16 protein-coding genes are annotated in these 21,138 nt (G+C 72.8%); 3 read left to right on the top strand and 13 right to left on the bottom strand.

The features are described 5' to 3' along the window. Positions 1 to 79: 79 nt before the first annotated feature. From ACSMXR_RS25385 to ACSMXR_RS25370, 4 genes are all read right to left on the bottom strand, one after another. On the bottom strand, positions 80 to 835 hold the full coding sequence (locus tag ACSMXR_RS25385) for an AIM24 family protein (protein ID WP_218524808.1): 756 nt from the start codon (positions 833 to 835) through the stop codon (positions 80 to 82). A 19-nt stretch (positions 836 to 854) separates the two neighbouring features. Beyond that, entirely contained in the window at positions 855 to 1,535 is a 681-nt protein-coding gene (locus ACSMXR_RS25380; protein ID WP_030631285.1) for an AIM24 family protein, read from the bottom strand. 11 nt (positions 1,536 to 1,546) lie between these two features. After that, positions 1,547 to 3,193, bottom strand: coding sequence for a TerD family protein (locus tag ACSMXR_RS25375; protein ID WP_473169991.1), 1,647 nt, complete (start codon positions 3,191 to 3,193; stop codon positions 1,547 to 1,549). A 120-nt stretch (positions 3,194 to 3,313) separates the two neighbouring features. Further along, positions 3,314 to 3,937 carry a M48 metallopeptidase family protein gene (locus ACSMXR_RS25370; protein WP_137231804.1) on the bottom strand — a complete coding sequence of 208 codons (624 nt, stop codon included), beginning with the start codon at positions 3,935 to 3,937 and terminating at the stop codon, positions 3,314 to 3,316. 270 nt (positions 3,938 to 4,207) lie between these two features. On the opposite strand from ACSMXR_RS25370, the gene ACSMXR_RS25365 reads away from it, so the two are divergent. Continuing rightward, positions 4,208 to 5,446, top strand: coding sequence for a ThiF family adenylyltransferase (locus tag ACSMXR_RS25365; protein ID WP_473169990.1), 1,239 nt, complete (start codon positions 4,208 to 4,210; stop codon positions 5,444 to 5,446). A gap of 65 nt (positions 5,447 to 5,511) precedes the next feature. Next, a complete protein-coding gene (locus ACSMXR_RS25360; protein ID WP_473169989.1) occupies positions 5,512 to 6,963 on the top strand; it encodes an ABC1 kinase family protein in 1,452 nt (483 codons plus the stop codon). A gap of 104 nt (positions 6,964 to 7,067) precedes the next feature. Here ACSMXR_RS25360 and ACSMXR_RS25355 read toward each other — a convergent pair whose 3' ends face one another. The 5 genes from ACSMXR_RS25355 to ACSMXR_RS25335 all read right to left on the bottom strand — a co-directional run bounded on the left by ACSMXR_RS25355 (position 7,068) and on the right by ACSMXR_RS25335 (position 10,988). After that, positions 7,068 to 7,271 carry a hypothetical protein gene (locus ACSMXR_RS25355; RefSeq protein WP_137231807.1) on the bottom strand — a complete coding sequence of 68 codons (204 nt, stop codon included), beginning with the start codon at positions 7,269 to 7,271 and terminating at the stop codon, positions 7,068 to 7,070. A 99-nt stretch (positions 7,272 to 7,370) separates the two neighbouring features. Beyond that, positions 7,371 to 7,730 carry a hypothetical protein gene (locus ACSMXR_RS25350; protein WP_137231808.1) on the bottom strand — a complete coding sequence of 120 codons (360 nt, stop codon included), beginning with the start codon at positions 7,728 to 7,730 and terminating at the stop codon, positions 7,371 to 7,373. Further along, positions 7,727 to 8,095, bottom strand: a complete 369-nt coding sequence (locus tag ACSMXR_RS25345) for a WhiB family transcriptional regulator (protein ID WP_006127424.1) — start codon at positions 8,093 to 8,095, stop codon at positions 7,727 to 7,729. Before ACSMXR_RS25345 ends, ACSMXR_RS25350 begins: the two co-directional genes overlap by 4 nt. A gap of 176 nt (positions 8,096 to 8,271) precedes the next feature. Beyond that, the gene (locus tag ACSMXR_RS25340) at positions 8,272 to 8,601 is read right to left on the bottom strand and encodes a hypothetical protein (protein ID WP_218524813.1); all 330 of its coding nucleotides are present in this window, start codon (positions 8,599 to 8,601) and stop codon (positions 8,272 to 8,274) included. Between the two features lie 167 nt (positions 8,602 to 8,768). Next, on the bottom strand, positions 8,769 to 10,988 hold the full coding sequence (locus ACSMXR_RS25335) for an ATP-dependent DNA helicase UvrD2 (RefSeq protein ID WP_473169988.1): 2,220 nt from the start codon (positions 10,986 to 10,988) through the stop codon (positions 8,769 to 8,771). A 239-nt stretch (positions 10,989 to 11,227) separates the two neighbouring features. Between ACSMXR_RS25335 and ACSMXR_RS25330 the strand changes: the two genes are divergently transcribed. Then, complete coding sequence (locus ACSMXR_RS25330; RefSeq protein WP_006127421.1) at positions 11,228 to 11,482, top strand: glutaredoxin domain-containing protein; 255 nt, start codon at positions 11,228 to 11,230, stop codon at positions 11,480 to 11,482. An 84-nt stretch (positions 11,483 to 11,566) separates the two neighbouring features. On the opposite strand, the gene nudC is transcribed toward ACSMXR_RS25330, so the two are convergent. From nudC to ACSMXR_RS25310, 4 genes are all read right to left on the bottom strand, one after another. Next, a complete protein-coding gene (nudC, locus tag ACSMXR_RS25325; protein ID WP_137231811.1) occupies positions 11,567 to 12,523 on the bottom strand; it encodes an NAD(+) diphosphatase in 957 nt (318 codons plus the stop codon). Between the two features lie 62 nt (positions 12,524 to 12,585). Then, positions 12,586 to 13,983, bottom strand: coding sequence for a dipeptidase (locus tag ACSMXR_RS25320; RefSeq protein WP_473169987.1), 1,398 nt, complete (start codon positions 13,981 to 13,983; stop codon positions 12,586 to 12,588). Between the two features lie 10 nt (positions 13,984 to 13,993). Beyond that, a complete protein-coding gene (locus tag ACSMXR_RS25315) occupies positions 13,994 to 17,584 on the bottom strand; it encodes a UvrD-helicase domain-containing protein (protein ID WP_473169986.1) in 3,591 nt (1,196 codons plus the stop codon). Between the two features lie 54 nt (positions 17,585 to 17,638). Then, positions 17,639 to 20,992 carry an ATP-dependent helicase gene (locus ACSMXR_RS25310; protein ID WP_473169985.1) on the bottom strand — a complete coding sequence of 1,118 codons (3,354 nt, stop codon included), beginning with the start codon at positions 20,990 to 20,992 and terminating at the stop codon, positions 17,639 to 17,641. Positions 20,993 to 21,138: the final 146 nt, after the last annotated feature.

Here is a 21,138-nt window from a genome sequence, read left to right as displayed (position 1 = left end):
CCGAACGACATGCGTAAGGGGCGGCCTCCATGGAGGCCGCCCCTTACCGCTGTCCACCGCGGTGCTCTGTGGGTGCCGGTCAGTTCCAGGCGTTGTTCTGGTTCTGGCCGTGCGCGCCCTGCTGGCCCATGCCGAACTGGGCGCGGGCGCCCTGGCCGATCTGGGCGTTCTGCGGCGGCATGACCTCGCTCGGCTGGACCAGCGCGAAGCCCTGGCCGAGGAAGCTCAGCTCCCAGCCCTCGCCGGTGTTGCCGCGCCGCCGGAAGACACCGGAGGAGTGCGTCTGGGCCTGCATCTGCACCCGTAGGGAGCTGGACCAGGCGACGATCGCGTCCGCGTCGGCGTTGACGTACTTCTCGGGTGTGACCTGCATCATCAGCGGCCGGCCCGAGGTCATGAGGGCGACCTTGCCCGAGCCGGAGATGTTGAGCTGGTACTTGCCGCTGCCGGAGATCCCGTACTGGCTGTCCACCGCGATGACCTCGGTGTGCAGCGAGGAGTCGAGCGCGAGGACGTAGGAGCTGTCCACGGTCATCCCCTCGCGGTCGACGTCCACGACGTGGATGTACTGCGCGAGGTTGGCGAGATAGACGGTGCCCTGGCCGGACACCCGCATCAGGTCCAGGCCCTCGCCGGTGTGCGCGCGGGCACGCCGCTGGCCCTGGGACTGGTACTCCCCGTCGAAGTCCATCAGGCCCTGGTAGGCGACCATCGCGCCCTTACGGGCGAGGACGTCGTCCTGGCCGGTCAGCGAGACCCGCAGGAGCTGCGGGTTCTGGACCGCGTACCGGTCCTGGGTCTGCTGCTCGGTGTGGCTGAAAAGCGGACTCTGCATGATGTGTTCCCCCTCCCCCTCAGTTCCGGATCCGCAGGCGGTCCGTGCTGTCCTCGCTCGGCTGGACGACGACGATGCCCTGGCCGGAGAAGGCCATCTGGTACGCCTCGCCGCTGCCGCGGCCGATCAGCGAGCCGGCCTTGAAGCTGCGCTTGCCCTTCACCTTGAGGTTCGGGGACCAGGCGACGAGCGCGTCCGGGTCGACGTACGTCTCGTCCTCGCCGCGTCCGCAGTCGACGACGATCGGGGTGCCCCGGGAGGTGATGGCCACCCATCCGGTGCCCTGGACGACGACGTTCCACAGGCCCTGCCCGGCGAACTTGGCCATCCCCTTGACCTTCTCGACGCCCCAGGTGAGGTGGGCGTCGAAGGCGAGGAGATTGGTGCCGTTGACGGAGAGCGAGTCGTTGTTGAGGTTGATGACGACCACGTCGGCGCCGTAGTCGGCGAGATAGAGCAGCCCGTCGCCGGAGCACTTCATGACGGGTGCGCCCTCGCCGGTGATCCACTGGGAGGCGATCTGCCGGACGGCGGGCGGGTTGGGCTCGTACTGGATGAAGCCCTCGTACGCCACCATCGAGCCGGTGCGCGCGAAGAGGTCCTGCCCGGAGGCCATGGCGACCTTGAGCATGGTCTTGCCGTGGTTCTCCATCCGGGCCGTGACGGGGGTCGGGGCGTAGCCCGCGAGTTGCTGGTTCATGACGGGCTCCCTCAGACCTCGTAGGGCTGGACGACGATGAAGTTGCCGGGGGCGCCCCGGAACTGGAGGTTCACGGTCTCCCCGCTGTGTCCGGGGTACGCGTTGCGGCGCAGCCGGACCTGGCTGGAGACGATCACCTGGGAGGCGGCCGACCAGGCGACGACGGCGTTGCAGTCGGCGAACGTGGTGGGCGTGACCGGCAGGACGACCGGGGTGCCGTGGGTCTTCACGACCACGGTGCCGGTGCCCTGGAAGAGCATGGTGAACAGCGCGCCGCCGGGGATGCCGTGGCCCTCGACCCTGCGCACCTCGTACTGGAGGGACTCGTCGAAGGCGAGGACGTTCTCGGCGGAGACGCAGATGCCGTCGCCCTGGAGCTCGATCGGGTGCAGGTGCGAGCCCTCCTCGGCGAGGAAGACCTGACCCCGGCCGGTACAGCGCATCAGCTGCATCTCCTGGCCGGTGGCGTTGCCCACGGCGCGGCCGACGAAGCCGGCGCTCTTGTAGCCGAAGTCCACCTTGCCCTGATACATCACCATGCTGCCCTGGCGGGCCAGCACTCCGGATCCGCCTATGGTCAGGTCGACCCGCATGAGCTGCTGGTTCTGCGGGGTCCAGCGCTGCCCGGTCGCGGTCTCCTTGTACGGCTGCAGGGCCGCCTGCAGACCCGCACCCGCGGCCGGCACACCCTGGGGCACGCCCTGCGGGACGCCCGGAGGCATACCGCCGGGGGGCTGCTGACCGTACGGGGCCGGCGCGGGCTGACCGTAGGGAGCGGGGGCCGGCTGGCCGAAGGGGGCGGCGGGCGGTGCGCCCTGACCGGGGACCTGGCCGAACTGCGGCTGCTGGGGCTGCTGAGGCTGGCCGTACGGGGGCGGGGCCTGGGGAGCCTGCGGGGCCGCAGGGGCATGCGGCGCCTGGGGGGCCAGCGGGGCCGCGATCGTCGGCGCCGCGTGCATCGGCTGCTGGGGCGCGGGCGGCGGCGTGGGCGCGGCCGGGGCTCCGAAGGACGGTGCGGGCTGCGGGGCCTGGGGTGCGGGCGGGGCGCCGAAGGCCGGGGGCGCGGCTGCCTGGGCCGGCGGGGCGAAGCCCGGGACGGCGGCGGGCGCGGCGGCGGGCGGCGGCTCTTCCTCGGCGACCTCGCCGCCGAAGTTCTTCAGGAGCGCGTCGAGACCGCCGTCGAAACCCTGGCCGACGGCGGCGAAGCGCCAGACGTCCTTCAGATAGAAGTCGCCGAGCATCACCGCGCGCTCGGTGGTGAACTCCGACCCGGTGAAGGCGTACCTCACCACTTCCTCGCCGCCCGCGACGATCCGGATGTACCCCGGACCGATCTGGGACATCTGCCCGGCGCCGTCGAGCGTCGCGGTGAAGGAGAGCTTCTGGATGGCGGCCGGAATGCGGTCGAGCGTGACGCGGAACGACTCGGTGTCACCGGACTGCGCGCCGAGGAGCTGGATGGACTCCTCGGGCGATTTCGGCTGATTGAAGAAGATGAAGTACCGGTCGTCGGAGAGCTGCTCGTTGGCGTCGAGACCGAAGCAGCTGATGTCGAAGGTCAGCCCCGGGGCTGCGATCTGCACGCCTACGTACAGATCCGTCCCTGGCGTGAGATCACTGATCTTGGCCTTGTGGCCGCGTTGGAATTCCCTGGCCATGCGTAACGACCGTCCCCCATCCCGAAGGTAAATGCGTCGCGTCAGGCTAACCGCAAACAAGGACAACGGACCAAGCCGGTACACACCCGGTACAGAATCGGCGAACGCGACCGGGCCCGGTCACTCCTCGCGGGCGGCGGGCAGGTGGGGCAGCTGCTCGGCGGCCACCACGCCCTCCAGATATCCGCGGGCGCGCTCGGTCCGCGGGTACGCCTCCAGGAGCCGCCAGAACCCCGGACCGTGTCCGGGAACGAGCAGATGAGCCAGCTCGTGGAGGAGCACGTAGTCGACGACGTACTCCGGCATGCCCTGCAGTCGGTGCGAGAGCCTGATGCTGCCCTCGGCCGGGGTGCACGAGCCCCAGCGGGTGTTCTGGTTGGTCACCCAGCGCACCGAGGCGGGCCGGGCGCGGCCGTCGAAATACTGGGCGGACAGCCGTACGGCCCGCTCCTCCAGCTCGGTGTCGCCCAGGACCCGCTTGCTCTCCTGGGCGGCGAGCTTGTCGAGCATCACCCCCACCCAGCGCCGCTCCTCCGCCTCCGACATCCGGGCCGGGATGAGCACGATCGTGCGGTCGCCCTCCCGGTACGCGGTGACCGACTTCCTGCGGCGGGTGCTCCTGCGGACCTCGACGGCGCTCGTCGCCGAAGCGCGGGGCGGGCGGGCCTCCGCGCTGCGCTGATGGGTACCGGCACCGCGCGCGGGGATCTCCCCGGCGAGGCCGGACGACGGGTCGGCGGGCACGCCACGACGTTACCCGCTGTCCACGGGAGAAGTCCCGTCCCGGGTGACGGTTCCGCGACGATCCGCGGGATTGCGCGATTCCGGGATTGATTCCGGGATTGGGCGATTCCGGGATTGCATGATGAACAGCCCGGGCCTGTGGACAACTCGGCGCACGGTTCGGCGCGGGCGCGCATTCTGGCGGAGGTCCTGCGGAAAGAGCTCCGCGGATCACCGGTCCGCGAGCACATCCGTGCTCGCGACTCCGCTCGGGGGAAGGTCAGGTATCCGATGTATCCGATGCTGAAGCCCGCACTGCGTCGCGCCTGGCGCGGACGGAACACCGTGCAGTTCGGTGTGACACCCGCGCACGCCGTGACGCTGGGTCCGGTGGACATCGCCACGGGGAGCTTCCTGGAGCTGCTCGACGGCACGCGCGGTCTGCCGCTGCTGCGTGAGGAGGCCCGTGCGCTGGACCTGTCGGAACATCATGTGGACGTTCTGCTGAGTCGGTTGGCGGAGGCGGGGCTCCTCGACGATCCGAGGTCGGCCGGTCCGGGGGCCGACGCGCTGCGCCGACGCGCCGAGGTGATGGACCGCCAGCGTCCCGATGTGGCCTCGCTGTCGGTCGTCCGTCCCGAACCGGGCGGCGGACTGCGCCGGATGGCGGCCCGGCGGGCGATGCGGGTCCAGGTGCGGGGAGCGGGGCGGGTCGGGGCGGCCATCGCCTCGGTGCTGTCCGGTGCGGGGGTGGGACAGGTGGAGGTGCTCGACGGGGGCCGGGCCGAGCCCTGGGACGTGGCTCCCGGGGGCCTTCCTCCGGCAGCCGTGGGGGAACGGCGCGATGTGGCGGCCCGCCGACTCGTCCACCGGTCCGCGCCCGGGCCCGCGCCCCGACGGGCGAAGGGGGCCGGGACGGCGGCCGACCGGGTGGAAGCTGACCGGACCGGGACCGACAGGGCGGGCGCCGATCCGGCAAGGGCCGGCCTGGCGGGGGCGGGCCTGGCGGGGAGTGCCGGGCAGCCGCCCGGTCTGTCCCTGATCGTCGTCGCTCCCCGGGACGGCCTCTCGGTGTACGCACCGGTCGTGGACACGGCCGGTCCCTGGATCGCGTCGGGTACTCCTCATCTCTACGCGGGGGTGATCGAGGCCACGGGGGTGGTCGGGCCTCTGGTCCTGCCCGGGGGCACCGGCTGTGCGGGCTGCCTGGAACTGCACCGGGCGGACCGGGATCCGCAGTGGCCCCGGATGCTGGCGCAGTGGCGTTCCGGGCGGCGGGGAGCGGTGCCCGCCTGCGATCTGGGGCTCGCGACGGCGGTCGCCGGTCTCGCCGCGGCGCACGCCCTCGCGTTTCTGGACGGGGACCTCCCGACAAGTACCGGAACACGCTGGGAGGCCGCTCTGCCGTTGCTGGACTGGCGTTCCGAGCCGATCGGCCCGCATGCGGACTGTTCCTGCGGGGCGGCCGGGGACGCTACGGGAGAACGGGCCTCCGGTGGTGTTCCGGCACAGGACACAATGGCGGGGTGACCGCCGTCGCCGGAGTGACACCTTCAGGCCCGAGCGGCACGGCAGTCTGGGAACTGGAGGGGCACATGTCTGATCTTCCCCGGAAGGCGGTTACGCGTACGGCCAAGCTGGCCGCGCTTCCGCTCGGCTTCGCCGGCCGTGCCACCTGGGGGCTGGGCAAGCGGATCGGCGGGAAGTCGGCCGAGCTGGTGGCCCGAGAGGTGCAGCAGCGCACGGCGGACCAGCTGTTCAAGACCCTGGGCGAGCTGAAGGGCGGGGCCATGAAGCTGGGCCAGGCCCTCTCCGTCTTCGAGTCGGCCCTGCCCGAGGAGGTCGCCGGCCCCTACCGGGCGGCGTTGACCAAGCTGCAGGAGGCCGCGCCACCGCTGCCCGCGCGCACGGTCCACGAAGTGCTCGCGACACGGATCGGGGAGGACTGGCGGGAGTATTTCCTGGAGTTCGAGGACACCCCGGCCGCTGCCGCCTCGATCGGTCAGGTGCACCGGGCGGTGTGGCACGACGGCCGAGAGGTCGCCGTGAAGGTGCAGTATCCCGGCGCGGGCGAGGCGTTGCTCTCCGACCTCGCCCAACTCAGCCGTTTCGCCCGGCTGCTCGGCCCGCTGGTGCCGGGGGTGGACGTCAAGCCGCTGATCAAGGAGCTGCGCGACCGGGTGTCGGAGGAGCTGGACTACGAGCTGGAGGCGCAGGCGCAGCGGGAGCACGCGGCGGAGTTCGCGGACGACCCGGATGTGGTGATCCCTCAGGTGGTGCACCAGTCCGACCAGGTGCTGGTGACGGAGTGGATCGACGGGATCCCGCTGTCCGGGATCATCGCGGACGGCACACCGGAACAGCGCGACCGTGCGGGGCAATTGCTGGCCCGCTTCCTCTTCTCCGGTCCGGCGCGCACCGGGCTGCTGCACGCCGACCCGCATCCGGGCAACTTCCGGCTGCTGCCGGAGGGCAAGAAGGAGAAGGGGGAGGATGACGGCGCGGCCGGCTCGTGGCGGCTGGGGGTGCTGGACTTCGGCACGGTGGACCGGCTTCCGGGCGGGCTGCCGCGGACCATCGGCGACTCTCTGCGGCTGACGCTGGAGGGCGACGCGGCGGGGGTGTACGCGAAGCTGCGCCAGGAGGGCTTCGTCAAGGAGTCGATCGACCTGGACCCGGACGAGGTGCTCGACTATCTGCTCCCGATCATCGAGCCCACGCAGGTGGAGGAGTTCACCTTCGGCCGGGGCTGGATCCGTGAGCAGGCGGCCCGGATAGCCGATCCGCGCTCCCCCGCCCATCAGCTCGGCAGGCAGCTGAACCTTCCTCCGTCCTACGTCCTGATACACCGGGTCACGCTCAGCACGATCGGGGTGCTGTGCCAGCTCGGCGCGACGGTCCGGCTGCGCGAGGAGCTCGAAGCGTGGCTGCCGGGGTTCCTCGCGGAGGACACGGAGACGCAGGACGCGGAGGCGGAGTACGCGGAGGCGGAGTACGCCGAGGAGGAGGGCGAGCCGGAGCCGGAGGGCGAGACCGTCCAGGCGTAGAGCGGGCCGGGTGGGCGGCCGTCGTCAGGTGGTCACCGTTGCGCGGCCGCCGCCAGGTGGTCCCCGGCGCGCGCGGTAATCGTCGTGCGGTCACCGGCGTGTGGTCACCACCAGAGTGAGTCGAGGCGGCTCTCGATCGCGCGGATGTGGAGGCGTGCGCAGCCCTCGCAGAAGTGGAGGCGGCGTCCGTCCTCCACGGAGCAGAGCCAGGTCGGAGGGGCCGTGTCGCTTTCGGCGGCGGTGCCGCAGCGGGCGCACACCACGCGTCCCTCGGCGGGTTGTTCGGGGGGATGGGTCTCCTCGTCCACCTCCTGACGATATCCCCGTGACCGAACGAGTGACGGCACAACGCACCGCGGGGCCGTCCGTGTCCGGACGGCCCCGCGGTGCGGGTGATGGCTGCACGGTCAGTGCATGACCGCCATGGCCAGCGCGCGGCGGGCGCGCAGCGAGGCGCGCTCCGCCCGGCGCTGCATCCGGCGGGCGGTGATCAGGCGGACCGACTGGCGGTCCCCCTGGGCCTCCCGCAGGCGGTCGTGCATATGCGCACGAGCCAGGGCTTCTGGGATGAGTTGCATTTCGCGGGTCCTGTTCTGACGCGAGTCGTTCGCGCCGATGATGGTGACGTCGGGGGTTGCGGAGCCGACGGGCTCCTTCGTGGGGGTGATCATTGGTGCCTGATTCCGGGGGTCATGGGTCTGGGGACGGTCGATCGTTCCGAGGCGGAGTCTGCGTGTGGGGGCGGGGACCCCACAGGTCGCGGTCACGCTGCGACCGGGTTCTTGCGCGGACGGCCACGGGGACGCTTGCGGGCCACGACGACACCCTGGACGAAGAGCTCGCCACCCCAGACACCCCAGGGCTCGCGGCGGTCCTTCGCGCCGGCGAGGCAGGCCTCGACGAGCGGGCAGGTACGGCAGAGGGACTTGGCGTACTCGACGTCGGCGGGCGACTCGGCGAAGAAGACCTCCGGGTCGTAGGAGCGACACGGGACGGGGACGCCGAGGTTCTCGATGGCGTCGTCGAGCGCGGTGAGCGTGGTGAGCGGGGTCAAGGTGGAGTCCTCCGTGGAGCCGGGCGGCGAGATCGGGGTGGAAAGCGGTACTGACGGGGCGTGCGTTTCGATGTGCACGGTGGGTGGTGTCCTCGTCTGGTCGTGCCGGCCTGTTGGCCGGTTGGCGGCTTCTGGTACCAGGTCCTGCTTGTCCCGAGGCTCCTTCGTTCCGTCTCGTCCGTTCGGACAAAACAAAAGGGCCGCGGATCCCGAGTGGGGTTCCGCGGCCCTGAAGGCGCCGGCCTGATGCTGGATCAGGCTGGATCACTCCAGGGTTCAGGCCCACGGAAGGCCCACATCTCGTGGTGGTGCTGCGTCTGCTTCGTGAATCCGGCACCGGCTGCCGCAAAGGCATAGGCCTGAGCCTGTGCTGCCTTCGCTACTGCTGCCGCCGGTGCCTCGGTCGGTCGCTCATTGCGCTCCCGCGTCACGGGCAGGCTCGCCAGGGACAGCGGACGGGCGGCAGAGATGCCGGACAGACCGGTGGCACGGAGCGAGGCAGCCGAGGAGCGGGCGAGGCCGAGCGAGCAGGCGGAGACGACCGAGAGATCGGTCATTTTCTGGGTTTCGATGATGCTGATCACTTCAATCGCCTCCTCTCGGCGTCTCAGGGGGACCGGCCGGGACCGGTCCTGCGTATTCGGATAAGTACAGCACGGAATCAGGGCTTCAGAGAAGTCGCTGTTCCCGTGGTTAAGAACCTATGGTGACGACTGGTGCGGGCGCAAACTATTTTCTGGACGAGTTTTTCTCAGCTCTCCCCGACGCCCTGCTCGGACTCGTCATCAACCGTCTCACCTGCGCAGATGGCCAGAACGTCGGTGCCGAAGCGGCTCAACTTCCGGTTGCCGACACCGGCGATGACGACGAGCTCGCCCTCGGTGGACGGCACGGCCTCGGCGATGGCCATGAGGGTCTTCTCGGTGAACACGCAGAAGTCCGGCTGTCCCAGCAGGGCCGCCTGGGCGGCCCGCCAGTCGTACAGCCGCTCGTACAGCGCCTCGTCCATGTCCGAGGGGCACTCCTCGCAGCGCATCAGCTTCATCTCGCCCGCGTCGGTGAGCGTCCGTCCGCAGACCCGGCAGCGCACCGGGCTCCGGGGCTTGCGCTCGACGGCCGGGGTCCGCCCGGCCGCCGCGGCCCGGCCGGTGCCCCGGTCGATCCCTCCGCCGCCGCCCGCCCCACCGCGCGCGCCCGTGGCCGCCGAGCCCGGCCGCAGCCCGTTCAGGAAGCGGGTCGGCCGTCGGCTCGCCCGGCCGCCCGGCGACCGGGACAGCGCCCAGGAGAGCGAGAGGTGGACGCGGGCGCGGGTGATCCCCACGTACATCAGGCGCCGCTCCTCCTCGACCTGCTCGTCGGTCTTGGCGTACGCGATCGGCATCATGCCCTCGATCAGGCCGACCAGGAACACCGCGTCCCACTCCAGGCCCTTCGCCGAGTGCAGCGACGCCAGGGTCACCCCCTGGACCGTCGGGGCGTGCTGGGCGGCCGCCCGCTCGTCCAGTTCACGGACCAGGTCGGTCAGGGTCGCCCCGGGCTTCGCCGTCTCGAAGTCCTCCGCGAGGCGCACCAGCGCGGCCAGCGACTCCCAGCGGTCACGCACGGCCCCCGATCCGGCGGGCGGCCGGGTGGTCCAGCCCTTGGTGGAGAGGACCGCCCGCACCTGGGAGGCCAGGTCCTCGGCGCCGTCGAGCAGGGAGTCGTTGCGCCCGGCGCGGGCCGCGCCGCGCAGGGCGGTGCCCGCCTCGCGGACCTCGGCCCGCTCGAAGAACCGCTCGGCGCCCCGCAGCTGGTAGGGCACCCCGGCGTCCGCCAGGGCCTGTTCGTAGACCTCGGACTGGGAGTTGACGCGGTAGAGCACGGCGATCTCGCCGGCCGGCACACCCGCGGCGATGAGGTCGCGGATGCGCCGGGCGGTGCCCTCGGCCTCGGTGGGCTCGTCGGGATACTCCGCGTAGACCGGCTCGGGGCCCTTGTCTCGCTGCGAGACCAGCTCCAGGCGGTGGTCGGCGGCCTTGCCGTGGGCGTGGCTCAGCAGGCCGTTGGCGAGGTGGACGACCTGGGGGGTGGAGCGGTAGTCGCGCACCAGCTTGACCACGGTCGCCCCGGGGTGGCGGGTGCGGAAGTTCAGCAGGTGGTCGGGGGTGGCCCCGGTGAAGGAGTAGATCGTCTGGCTGGCGTCGCCGACGACGCAGAGGTCTTCCCGGTCGCCGACCCAGAGGTCGAGCAGCCGCTGCTGGAGCGGGCTCACGTCCTGGTACTCGTCGACGACGAAGTGCTGGTACTGGCCGCGCACATGCTCGGCGATGTCGCCGCGGTCCTGGAGGATGCCGACGGTGAGCAGCAGCACGTCCTCGAAGTCGATCACCGACCGGTCGCGCTTGAGCTGTTCGTACATGGAGTAGATCTGGGAGAGCTCCGCCGGGTCGCGGGGGGCGTCCCGCTGGGTCTTGGCGACGGCGGCCGGATAGTCGGCGGGGACGGTCTGGGTGACCTTGGCCCACTCGATCTCGCTGGTGACGTCCCGCAGCTCGTTGCGGTCGAGCCGGAGCTGGCAGCGGGCGGCGGACTCGGCGACCAGCTGCACCTTCCGCTCCAGCAGCCGGGGCAGCTCGCCACCGACTGCTTTCGGCCAGAAATACTGGAGCTGCCGGAGGGCGGCGGAGTGGAAGGTCCGCGCCTGGACGCCGGTCGCGCCGAGCTGACGGAGGCGGCCGCGCATCTCTCCGGCGGCCCGGTTGGTGAAGGTGACGGCGAGCACGGTGGCCGGCTGGAGGATGCCCGCCCGGACCCCGTACGCGATGCGGTGGGTGATCGCGCGGGTCTTGCCCGTACCGGCTCCGGCCAGCACGCACACCGGTCCGTGCAGGGCGAGAGCCACCTCGCGCTGCTCGGGGTCGAGCCCGTCGAGCACGGCGTCCGGGGTCTCGGGAACCTGGGGGAAGAGAGTGGAGTGCGTTGCTGCTGTCACCCCGCCATGCTGCCAGGTCCCACGGGGCGGATGCGGCGGTTGTCCACAGGGGTGAGGTATTCGTCGTACCGGGCGGGCCGTGCGGGACCCGGCCGCCGGGGCCCGTACCGGCGCTGCGGGAATGGCGGCCGCCCCCCGTACGTTCTTTAACCTTGCGGGAGCGCTGCGGTGAGCGGCCGGACCGCGAGTGACGCTGCCGGCCGCGCAGCGGACGGACGAGACGAAGGAGCGCCAGCGACATGGCGGGCACTGTGACGATGTACAGCACCACCTGGTGCGGCTACTGCCGTCGGCTGAAGAGCCAGATGGACCGCGAGGGCATCGCGTACAACGAGGTCAACATCGAGCACGACCCGGAGTCGGCCGCGTTCGTCGAGAAGGCGAATGGCGGAAACCAGACGGTCCCGACGCTGCTGATCGTGGCCCCCTCGGGCACCGAGTCGGTCATGACGAACCCGTCGCTCGCCCAGGTGAAGCAGGCCCTCGCCGCCTGATCCGGCCGATGGAACGACTGCCTGTCGCGCGTACGACTGCCCCCGGCACCGCCGGGGGCAGTCGTGTGTCCGGGGGCACGGACCTCAGGCGGTCCGCTTCACGGCGCCCGGCCTCGGGAGCGGCTTGCCGTACCAGAGTTCGATCAGGCGGGCCGCGATCGAGATGCCGAACGGGGGCATGACCTCGCCGGACTCGAAGGCGGCGGTGAGGTCCTCGCGGGAGAACCAGCGGGCCTCCTCGATCTCCTCGCCGTCGACGTTGATGTCGAAGGAGGTCGCCCGGGCCATGAAGCCGAGCATCAGGCTGGAGGGGAAGGGCCACGGCTGGCTGGCGATGTACTCGACCTCGCCGACGGTGATCCCGGCCTCCTCGTAGACCTCACGGGCCACGGACTGCTCGATCGACTCCCCCGGCTCGACGAACCCGGCGAGCGTGGAGAAGCGGCCCTCCGGCCAGTGCACCTGGCGGCCCAGCAGGGCCCGGTCCTGGTCGTCGGTGACCAGCATGATGACCGCCGGGTCGGTGCGCGGGTAGTGCTCGGCCCCGCAGGCCTGGCAGCGGCGGATGTGGCCGGCCGCCGCGATGACGGTGCGCTCGCCGCAGCGGGAGCAGAAGCGGTGCAGGCGCTGCCAGTTCTCCAGGGCGACGGCGTGCACCATCAGGCCCGCGTCGCGGGGGCCGAGGAGCAGGCCGGCTTCGCGGAGTCCGGCGGGCCGGGCCGACTGGTCCATGCGGCCGGGCAGCGAGTCCTTCTGGAGCGCGAAGTAGCTGACGCCGTCCTCGTCGGTGCCGAGGAAGTACCGGTGGGTCTCGGTGACCGGGGCCTCGAAGGCCGGGGTCATGACGATCTCGGTGCCCCCGTCGGGGGTGTCGTCGATCAGCACCTGCCCGCCGGAGACGACGAAGACGCGGGTCGTCGGGTGGCTCCACGCCACGGCCAGCCACGCCTCGTCGAGGCGGTGGTGTGCCGCGCGGTCGATGCCGCTCGGCGCGGTGAGGCCGATCGGGCGGTCTGCGGTGGCGTTGTCGAAGGTGCTCACAGGTGCTTCCTACTCCCCCTGGGTGGATCGGGTGTGCGGAGGTACGTGGAGGTGCGGCGGATTCATCGGCCCAGCGCCGTGGCCAGGTCGCCCCACAGGTGGGCGGTCGTCTCCACGCCCTTGAGGAGGAGGTCCAGTTCGACCTTCTCGTCGGGGGCGTGCCAGCCGTCGGAGGGTACGGAGATGCCGAGGAAGAGGACCGGGGCGCCGAGCACGTCCCTGAGGTCGGCGGCGGGCCCCGAGCCTCCTTCGCGGGTGAAGAGGATCTTCTTCCCGAAGGCCCGGCCCATCGCGCGGGCCACGGCCTGGAGGGCGGGATGGTCCAGCGGGGTCAGGCAGGGGCGGGTGGCGGGCTGGAAGGTGATCCGGTGGCGGATGCCCGCCGGGATACGGGACTCGGCCCAGGCTTGGACCGCCCGCTGTACATGGTCGGGGTCCTGGCCGTCGACCAGCCGGAAGCTGATCTTCACCAGGGCGGAGGAGGGGATGATCGTCTTGCTGCCGGCGCCCTGGTAGCCGCCGCCGATGCCGTTGACCTCGGCGGTGGGGCGGGCCCAGACGCGCTCCAGCGTGGAGTACCCGGCCTCGCCGGATGCGGCGCCCGACTTGGCGGTGCGCAGCCAGGTGGCCTCGTCGAAGGGCAGCTCGGCGAAGAGGGCCCGCTCGGTGTCGGTGAGGTCGGTGACCCCGTCGTAGAAGCCGGGGATCGCGACCTTGCCGTCCGCGTCGTGCAGGGCGGCGACCAGACGGGCGATCTCGGTGGCGGGGTTGGGGACGGCGCCGCCGAACGATCCGGAGTGGATGTCCTGGGCGGGCCCGTACAGCTGGATCTCGCACTCGGCGAGGCCGCGCATGCCGGTGCAGACGGTCGGGGTGTCCTCGTCCCACATGCCGGTGTCGGAGACGATCACCGCGTCGGCGGCGAGCCGGTCGGCGTGCTGCTCGGCCAGCGCGCGGAAGTTCGGCGAGCCGGACTCCTCCTCGCCCTCGATCAGCAGCTTGAGGTTGACGGCGGGGGTGGTGCGGCCGGTCGCGGCGAGGTGGGCGCGGACGCCGAGGGTGTGGAAGAACACCTGGCCCTTGTCGTCGGCCGCGCCGCGTCCGTACATCCGGCCGTCCCGGATCACCGGCTCGAACGGGTCGGTCGCCCAGCCGTCCTCGCGGGCGGCGGGCTGCACGTCGTGGTGGCCGTAGACCAGGACGGTCGGGGCGCCGGGGTCCTCGCTGGGCCACTCGGCGAAGACCGCCGGGGCGCCGGGGGTCTCCCAGATCTCGGCGACCGGGAAGCCGGTCTCCTTGAGCTTGGCGCTCAGCCATTCGGCACTGCGCCGTACGTCCCCCGCGTGCTCCGGCTGCGCGGACACGGACGGGATGCGCAGCCACTCGGCGAGGTCGTCGAGGAAGGCTGCGCGGTGCTGTTCGGTGTACGTACGGACGGCGCTGTCCGGGGTCTCGCTCATGCTCTTGAGCCTATCCGCCCTCGGGGGCGGGCTCGTCCAGCAGGATCCGCTCCAGCTCGGCCCGGCCGGGCAGTCCCCGCGGATGGACGGTCTCGCCCGTGCGTACGTAGAGGAAGGTGGCGGTGACCGCGTCGAGCGGCAGATCGTGCAGTTCGGCCCAGGCCAGGCGGTAGACGGCGAGCTGGAGCGGGTCGGCGGTGCGGTGGCGGGTGGTCTTCCAGTCGACGATCTCGTAGGTGTCGCCCGTGCGGTACACCGCGTCGATCCGGCCCCGGATCACCCGGCCCGCCAGGGTGATCTGGAAGGGGGTCTCCACGCGGTACGGCGTGCGCCGGGCGTACGCGGTGCGCTCGAACGCCTCCTTCAGCTCGGCGAGGTCGCGCTCGTCGGCGATCTCCGTGTCGTTCTCGTCGCCCCCGGGCAGCTCGTCGGGGCCGAGCAGGGGCAGCGGCAGTTCCTCGTAGCGCGACTCCACCCAGGCGTGGAAGCGGGTGCCCCGGCGGGCGGCGGCTGCGGGCGGGCGGGGCATGGGCCGGGCCAGCTCCTGGGCGAAGGCGTCGGGGTCCTCGGCCAGGCGGAGCAGCTGGGTGGCGGAGAGCGAGGCGGGGATGTGGACCTCACGCACGGTGGCGCGGGCCCGGCGCAGTTCCCCGGCCAGCGCGTCCAGGTCCCGGTCCCAGGAGGCGAGGGTGCGGGCCTCCTCGGGGGTGAGCCGCCCGGCCGGGTCCTCCTGCGGGTGGCGGGCGGCGGGGATGTGCGGGGCGGATGCGCTCGCGGGCTCCGGGGCGGGCTGCCGTGCGGGCTGCGGTCCCGTCTCCCGTACGGACGCCGGGGCGGGCTCGGTGTACGTGACCGGCTCCCGTACGGGCTCCGGGGCGGGCTCGCGGGCCGTTTCCGCCGTGTCCGGTTCGGCCTCCGCCTCGCCCACGGGGCGCTCCGTGGGCAGCGCGTCCCAGTCCCAGTCCTCGTCGGCCGGGGGCTCGTCGGTCGGTGGCTCGTCGTCCCAGAGGTCGTGCGCCGGTACGTCGTCGGGTCCGGGGGCGTACGCCGGTGGCCGCTCGTCCCCCTGGACGGCCAGGCGTTCCAGGTGGGCCAGCACCGTGTCGCGGGCGGCGCGTCGGCGGGCGAGGGCATCGGCGTCCAGCGGGAGCGGCCAGGCCAGGTCGGCGTCCCGTTCCGCGAGAGCCGGGTTCTCCTCGTCCTCGGCGGGCTCGTCCGCCCAGACCTCGATCTCGCCGTGGCCCGCGGCGCAGTGCTCGTACAGCGCGTCCAGGAAGGCGGACGGGCCGCGCGTCCGCTTCTGGGACGGGCCCCACCAGTGGCCGGAGCCGAGGAGCAGGGAGCGGGGGCGGGTGAAGGTGACGTAGCCGAGGCGCAGTTCCTCCGTGTGCTGGTGCTCCTTCATCTCCTCCTTGAACGCCTTCAGCCCCTTGGCGTCGAAGCTGTCGACGGCCGGGAGCGTCGCCGCGTCGCCGCGCAGGGCGTGCGGGAGCACCTTGGCCTGAGCGGTCCACGCGTCCCTGGACTGGCCGCTCGGGAACTGGCCGGTGACCAGTCCGGGCACGGCGACCACGTCCCACTCCAGCCCCTTGGACTTGTGGGCGGTGAGGACCTTGACGGTGTTCTCGCCGCCGGGCAGCGCGTTGTCGAGGCCCTTCTCGTACTGCGCGGCGGTCCGCAGGAAGCCGAGGAAGGCGAGCAGCGACGCCTCGCCGTCCAGCGAGGCGAACCGGGCCGCTATGTCCAGGAAGTTGGCAAGGGTCTCGCGCCGGCGGGCGGCCAGCGCCTGCGGGGAGGCGGACAGCTCGACCTCCAGGCCGGTGGTGGCCAGGACCCGGTGCAGCACGTCCATCAGGGGGTCGGCGAGCGAGCGGCGCAGGTCGCGCAGCTCCCGGGCGAGGCGGGCGAAGCGGACCCGGGCCTCGGCGGAGAACGGCAGCCCGTCGTCACCCTCGTCCCCCGCGACCAGGAAGGTGTCCAGCGCGTCGGCGAGCGAGATCACCTCGGCCGGGTCCGTGCCCTCGACGGCCTCCGCGAGCCGCTGGTCCGCGTCGGCCTCGTCCGCGTGGCCCGCCCGGTGCACGAGGAGGCGGGCACGGCGGCCGAGCAGCGCGAGGTCGCGGGGGCCGATGCGCCAGCGCGGTCCGGTGAGGAGGCGGACCAGCGAGGCGTTGGCCCCCGGGTCCTGGAGCACCTCGCAGACGGCGACCAGGTCGGCCACCTCGGGCAGATGCAGCAGCCCGGCGAGGCCGACGACCTCGACCGGGATGTCCCGGGCGACCAGGGCCGCCTGGATCTCGGGGAAGTCCCCCGCGGTGCGGCACAGAACGGCGATCTCGCCGGGCGGGGTGCCGGTGCGCACGAGGTGGGCGAGCGAGTCGGCGAGCCAGTCGATCTCCTCGGTGTGCGTGTTCAGCAGGGCGCAGCGGACCAGGCCGTCCCGCTCGGCGCCCGGGGCGGGGCGCAGCGCCTCGACGCCCTCGTGCATCGCGCGCAGCGGTTCGGCGAGGCCGTTGGCGAGCTGGAGGAGGCGGCCGCCGCTGCGGCGGTTCTCGCTGAGGCTGTAGCGGGTGGCGGGGGTGCCGTCGGCGTGCGGGAAGTGCTCGGGGAAGTCGTCGAGGTTGGCGACGGACGCGCCGCGCCAGCCGTAGATCGCCTGGCAGGGGTCGCCCACGGCGGTCACCGCGTGGCCGGTGGGAGGCGGGTGGCCGCCCGCTCCGGACTCCGTACCGCTGCCGAACAGCGCCGAGAGCAGCAGCCGCTGGGCGACCGACGTGTCCTGGTACTCGTCCAGCAGCACCACCCGGAACTCCTCGCGCAGGATCGCCCCCACCTCGGGCCGGGTGAGGGCCAGCTCGGCGGAGAGGGCGATCTGGTCGCCGAAGTCCATGAGGTCGCGGCCGCGCTTGGCGGAGCGGTAGCGCTCGGTGAGGCCGAGGAGGGAGCGGCGGGCCTCGGCGGTCTCGGGGATCCTGCGCAGGTCCGCGTTGCTGAGCTTGGCGGTGGCCAGTTCGTGCAGCAGTTCGGTGTCGTACGTCTCCAGCGTCTGCGGGCGTACGAGGTGTTCGGACAGCTCCCCGTCGAGCGCGAGCAGATCGCTGACCAGGGTGGAGAAGGAGCGGGTGAGCGCCGGATACGGGCCCGGGGCCTCGCGCAGCACCTTGGCCGCGAGCTGGTAGCGGGTGGCGTCGGCGAGGAGGCGGGTGGTCGGCTCCAGGCCGATGCGCAGGCCGTGCTCGGTGAGGAGACGGCCGGCGAAGGCGTGGTACGTGGAGATGGTGGGTTCGCCCGGGGGGTTGTCCGGGTCGATGGCGTCGGGGTCGGTGACCCCGGCGGCGATCAGCGCCTTGCGGACGCGCTCGGCCAGCTCGCCCGCCGCCTTGTTGGTGAAGGTGAGGCCGAGGACCTGTTCGGGCGCGACCTGTCCGGTGCCCACCAGCCAGACCACGCGGGCGGCCATCACCGTGGTCTTGCCCGACCCGGCTCCGGCCACGATCACCTGCGGGGCGGGCGGCGCGATGATGCAGGCCGTCTGCTCCGGGGTGAACGGGATCCCGAGGAGCTCCTTGAGCTGCTCGGGATCGGTGATGCGTGGGGACACGTGAGAAACGGTAACCGGAGCCACTGACAACCCGGCACGAACCGGATGCGACGGCTACTCCACCACCTGCCGCCCCTCCGGCTGTGCGCTGCACGAGGCGCGGAAGGCGCAGTGGGCGCAGTGGGCGCCGGTGGTGGGCGTGAAGCGTTCGTCCAGGACCTTTCCGGCGGCGGTGGCGAGCAGGTCGGAGACCCACTCCCCGGCCAGCGGTTCCTGGGCCTGGACCTTGGGGAAGGCGTCGCCGCCCTCCTTCTTGGGGGCGGGCTGACGGAGCTGGACCAGTTCGGCGCCGCCCGGCTCGGGGCGCTTTCCGTCGAAGACCTCGTCGACCGCGCCCTCCCGGACGGCGAGCTGGTAGACGGCGAGCTGGGGGTGGGCGGCGACCTCGTCCTTGGTCGGCGCGCCCTTGCCGGTCTTGAAGTCGACGACGTACGCCCGGCCCTCGGCGTCCTGTTCGACCCGGTCCATCGAGCCCCGGATGCGCACCGCGTACTCCCCCGCCTCCAGGGTCACGTCGAAGTCGTGCTCGCTCGCGGTGGGGGTGCGGCCGCCCCGGTCCAGGACGTGCCAGTGCAGGAAGCGTTCCAGGGCGGCGCGGGCCTGGTCCTTCTCCTGCTCGGACTTCCAGGGGGCGTCGAAGGCGAGGCCGTTCCACACGGAGTCCAGGCGTTCCATGAGGACGTCGAGGTCGGCGGGCGTACGGCTGGAGGCGACCTCGTCGGCGAGTACGTGGACGACGTTGCCGAACCCCTGGGCGGCGGTGGCCGGGGCGTCGGCCTTCACCTCGCGGCCCAGGAACCACTGGAGGGTGCAGGTGTTGGCGAGCTGGTCCAGAGCCGAAGGAGAAAGGGAGAGGGCCTGGTCGCGGTCGCGCAGCGGGACGGCGGAGCGGGTCGGTTCCTCCAGACCCCACCAGCGGTACGGGTGGGCCGCCGGCACCAGCGGCTGCCCCTCGTCGTCGGTGAGCGCGGCGAGCCGGGCGAGGCGGTGGGCGGCGGCCTCGCGCAGCGCATCGGAGGCGGCCGGGTCGACCGTGGTGGCGCGCAGTTCGGCGACGAGCGCGGCCACGGCGAGGGGGCGGCGCGGGCGGCCGGTGACGTCGCGGGGTTCGACGCCCAGCTCGGTGAGGAAGCGGGAGGGCTGGTCGCCGTCGTCGGCGGGGGCCTTCACGGCGGTGACGATCAGGCGGTCGCGGGCGCGGGTGGCGGCGACGTAGAAGAGCCGGCGCTCCTCGGCGAGGAGGGCCCCGGGCGAGAGGGGTTCGGCGAGTCCGTCGCGGCCGATCCGGTCCGCCTCCAGGAGCGAGCCCCGGCGGCGCAGGTCGGGCCAGACGCCCTCCTGGACCCCGGCGACGACGACGAGCCGCCACTCCAGGCCCTTGGAGCGGTGGGCGGTCATCAGGCGTACGGCGTCGGGGCGGGCGGTCCGCCGGGAGAGGGTGTCGGCGGCGATGTCCTGGGCGTCGACCTCTTCGAGGAAGTTGAGGGCCCCGCGCCCGCCGGTGCGCTCCTCGGCGCGGGCGGCCGTGTCGAACAGGGCGCACACCGCGTCGAGATCGCGGTCGGCGTTGCGCCCGCCCGCCCCGCCGCGCAGCGCGGCCCGCGCCAGCCTGCCCGGCCAGGGGGTGCCGTTCCACAGGATCCACAGGGCCTCCTCGGCGGTGCCGCCGCCTTCGAGGAGCTCGCGGGCCTTGCGCAGGAGCGCGCCGAGGCGCTGCGCTCCGTGGGCGTACGCCGGGTCGTGCGTGACGAGCCGTTCGGGCTCGGCCAGCGCGCGGGCCAGCAGGTCGTCGGAGGGCGCGGGCACCCGGATTCCGGCGGCGCGTTCCTCGTCGCGCAGGGCCCGGCCGAGGCGGCGCAGGTCGGCGGCGTCCATGGCGCCGAGCGGGGAGGTGAGGAGGGTGAGGGCGGTCTCGGTGTCGGGCCAGGAGGCGGGCCCGCCCTCCGGCTGATCCTCCGCTTCGGCTTCCGCTTCGGCCGGGCGGTGGTGCAGTGCCGCCGTCGCCACCGTCCGCAGGGCCGTCAGCAGCGGGGCGACGGCCGGTTCGTGGCGCAGCGGGAGATCGTCGCCGTCGACCTCCAGGGGGACGCCGGCGGAGGTGAGGGCGCGGCGGACGGCGGGCAGCGAGCGGCCTCCGGCCCGTACCAGCACGGCCATCTCCTGCCACGGCACCCCGTCCTCCAGGTGGGCGCGGCGCAGCAGGTCCGCGATGTTCTCCAGCTCCGTGGACGCGGTCGGGTAGGTGTACGTCTCGACGCGGCCGCCGTCCCGGACGGCGTGGAGGTCGCGGTGGGCGCGGACCGTGTCGCCGGGCAGCCGGGTCAGCGGCATCCGGCGGGTGAGCAGTCGGGTCGCCGCCAGCAGTCCGGCCCCGGAGCGGCGGGAGGTGGTGAGGACGCCCACCGGCGCGGGCCCCCCGTCCGCCCGGCGGAAGGTGTCCGGGAAGTCGAGGATGCCGTTCACATCGGCGCCCCGGAAGGTGTAGATCGACTGGTCGGGGTCGCCGAAGGCGATCAGCGTCCGCCCGCCGCTCGGGTCCTCGCCGCGCCCCCGGTTCCCGGCCAGCGCGTGCAGCAGGCGCACCTGGGCGGGGTCGGTGTCCTGGTACTCGTCGACGTACACCGCGTCGTACCGGTCGGCCAGTTCCGCAGCCACCTCCGGGCGCTCGGCGAGCAGCACCGCGCGGTGCACCAGCTCCGCGTAGTCCAGGACGCCCTGGGCGTCGAGGATGTCGAGGTACTCGGCGAGGAACTGGGCCGCCGCGCTCCAGTCCGGGCGGCCGGTGCGGCGGGCGAAGGCGGCCAGCGCGTCCGGGCCGAGGCCCAGCTCACGGCTGCGGGCCAGCACGGCGCGCACCTCGTCGGCGAAGCCGCGGGTGGTCAGGCAGGACCGCAGCTCGTCCGGCCAGCGGACATGGGCCAGTCCCTCCTTCTCCAGGTCGAGCTGGCCCGCGAGCAGTTCGCGGACGGTGACGTCCTGCTCGGGCCCGGAGAGGAGCCGCAGCGGATCGGCGAAGAGATCGGCGTCCTGGTGGGCCCGGACCAGGGCGTAGCAGTACGAGTGGAACGTGGTGGCCTGCGGGCCCCGGGCCGCGCCGAGACGGGCGGCCATCCGGTCCCGCAGTTCGACGGCGGCCTTGCGGCTGAAGGTGAGGACGAGGATGCGGGCCGGGTCGGCGCCCCGGTTCACCCGGGCGGCGACGGACTCGACGAGGGTGGTGGTCTTGCCGGTGCCGGGCCCGGCGAGGACCAGCAGCGGGCCGCCCGGGTGGTCAACCACCGCGCGCTGGCCTGCGTCCAGCAGAGGAGGATCCACCGAACCCGGCGGAGTGCGCACCAGCCGGTACGCACCCGTGGTCCGCGGCCGTGACTCACGGTGCGGACTGTGCCGGGTGGAGGAGGAACTCACGTGGATCGCCGGTCCTGTGGATATGCGTGGATGTACGTGGTGTGCGTGGGTGTGCGTGGATGTACGGGGGAAGAGGATCAGGGTCGGTGCAGACGGGGAAGAGGAAGGGGCGGAGCGTGCCGCGCGATGACGACGCTACGCCAGCG

It is taken from the genome of Streptomyces sp. DSM 106670, from assembly GCF_055792845.1.
The sequence above is the reverse complement of the archived record's forward strand: the minus strand, read 5'-3'. Positions and strand labels throughout refer to the sequence as shown.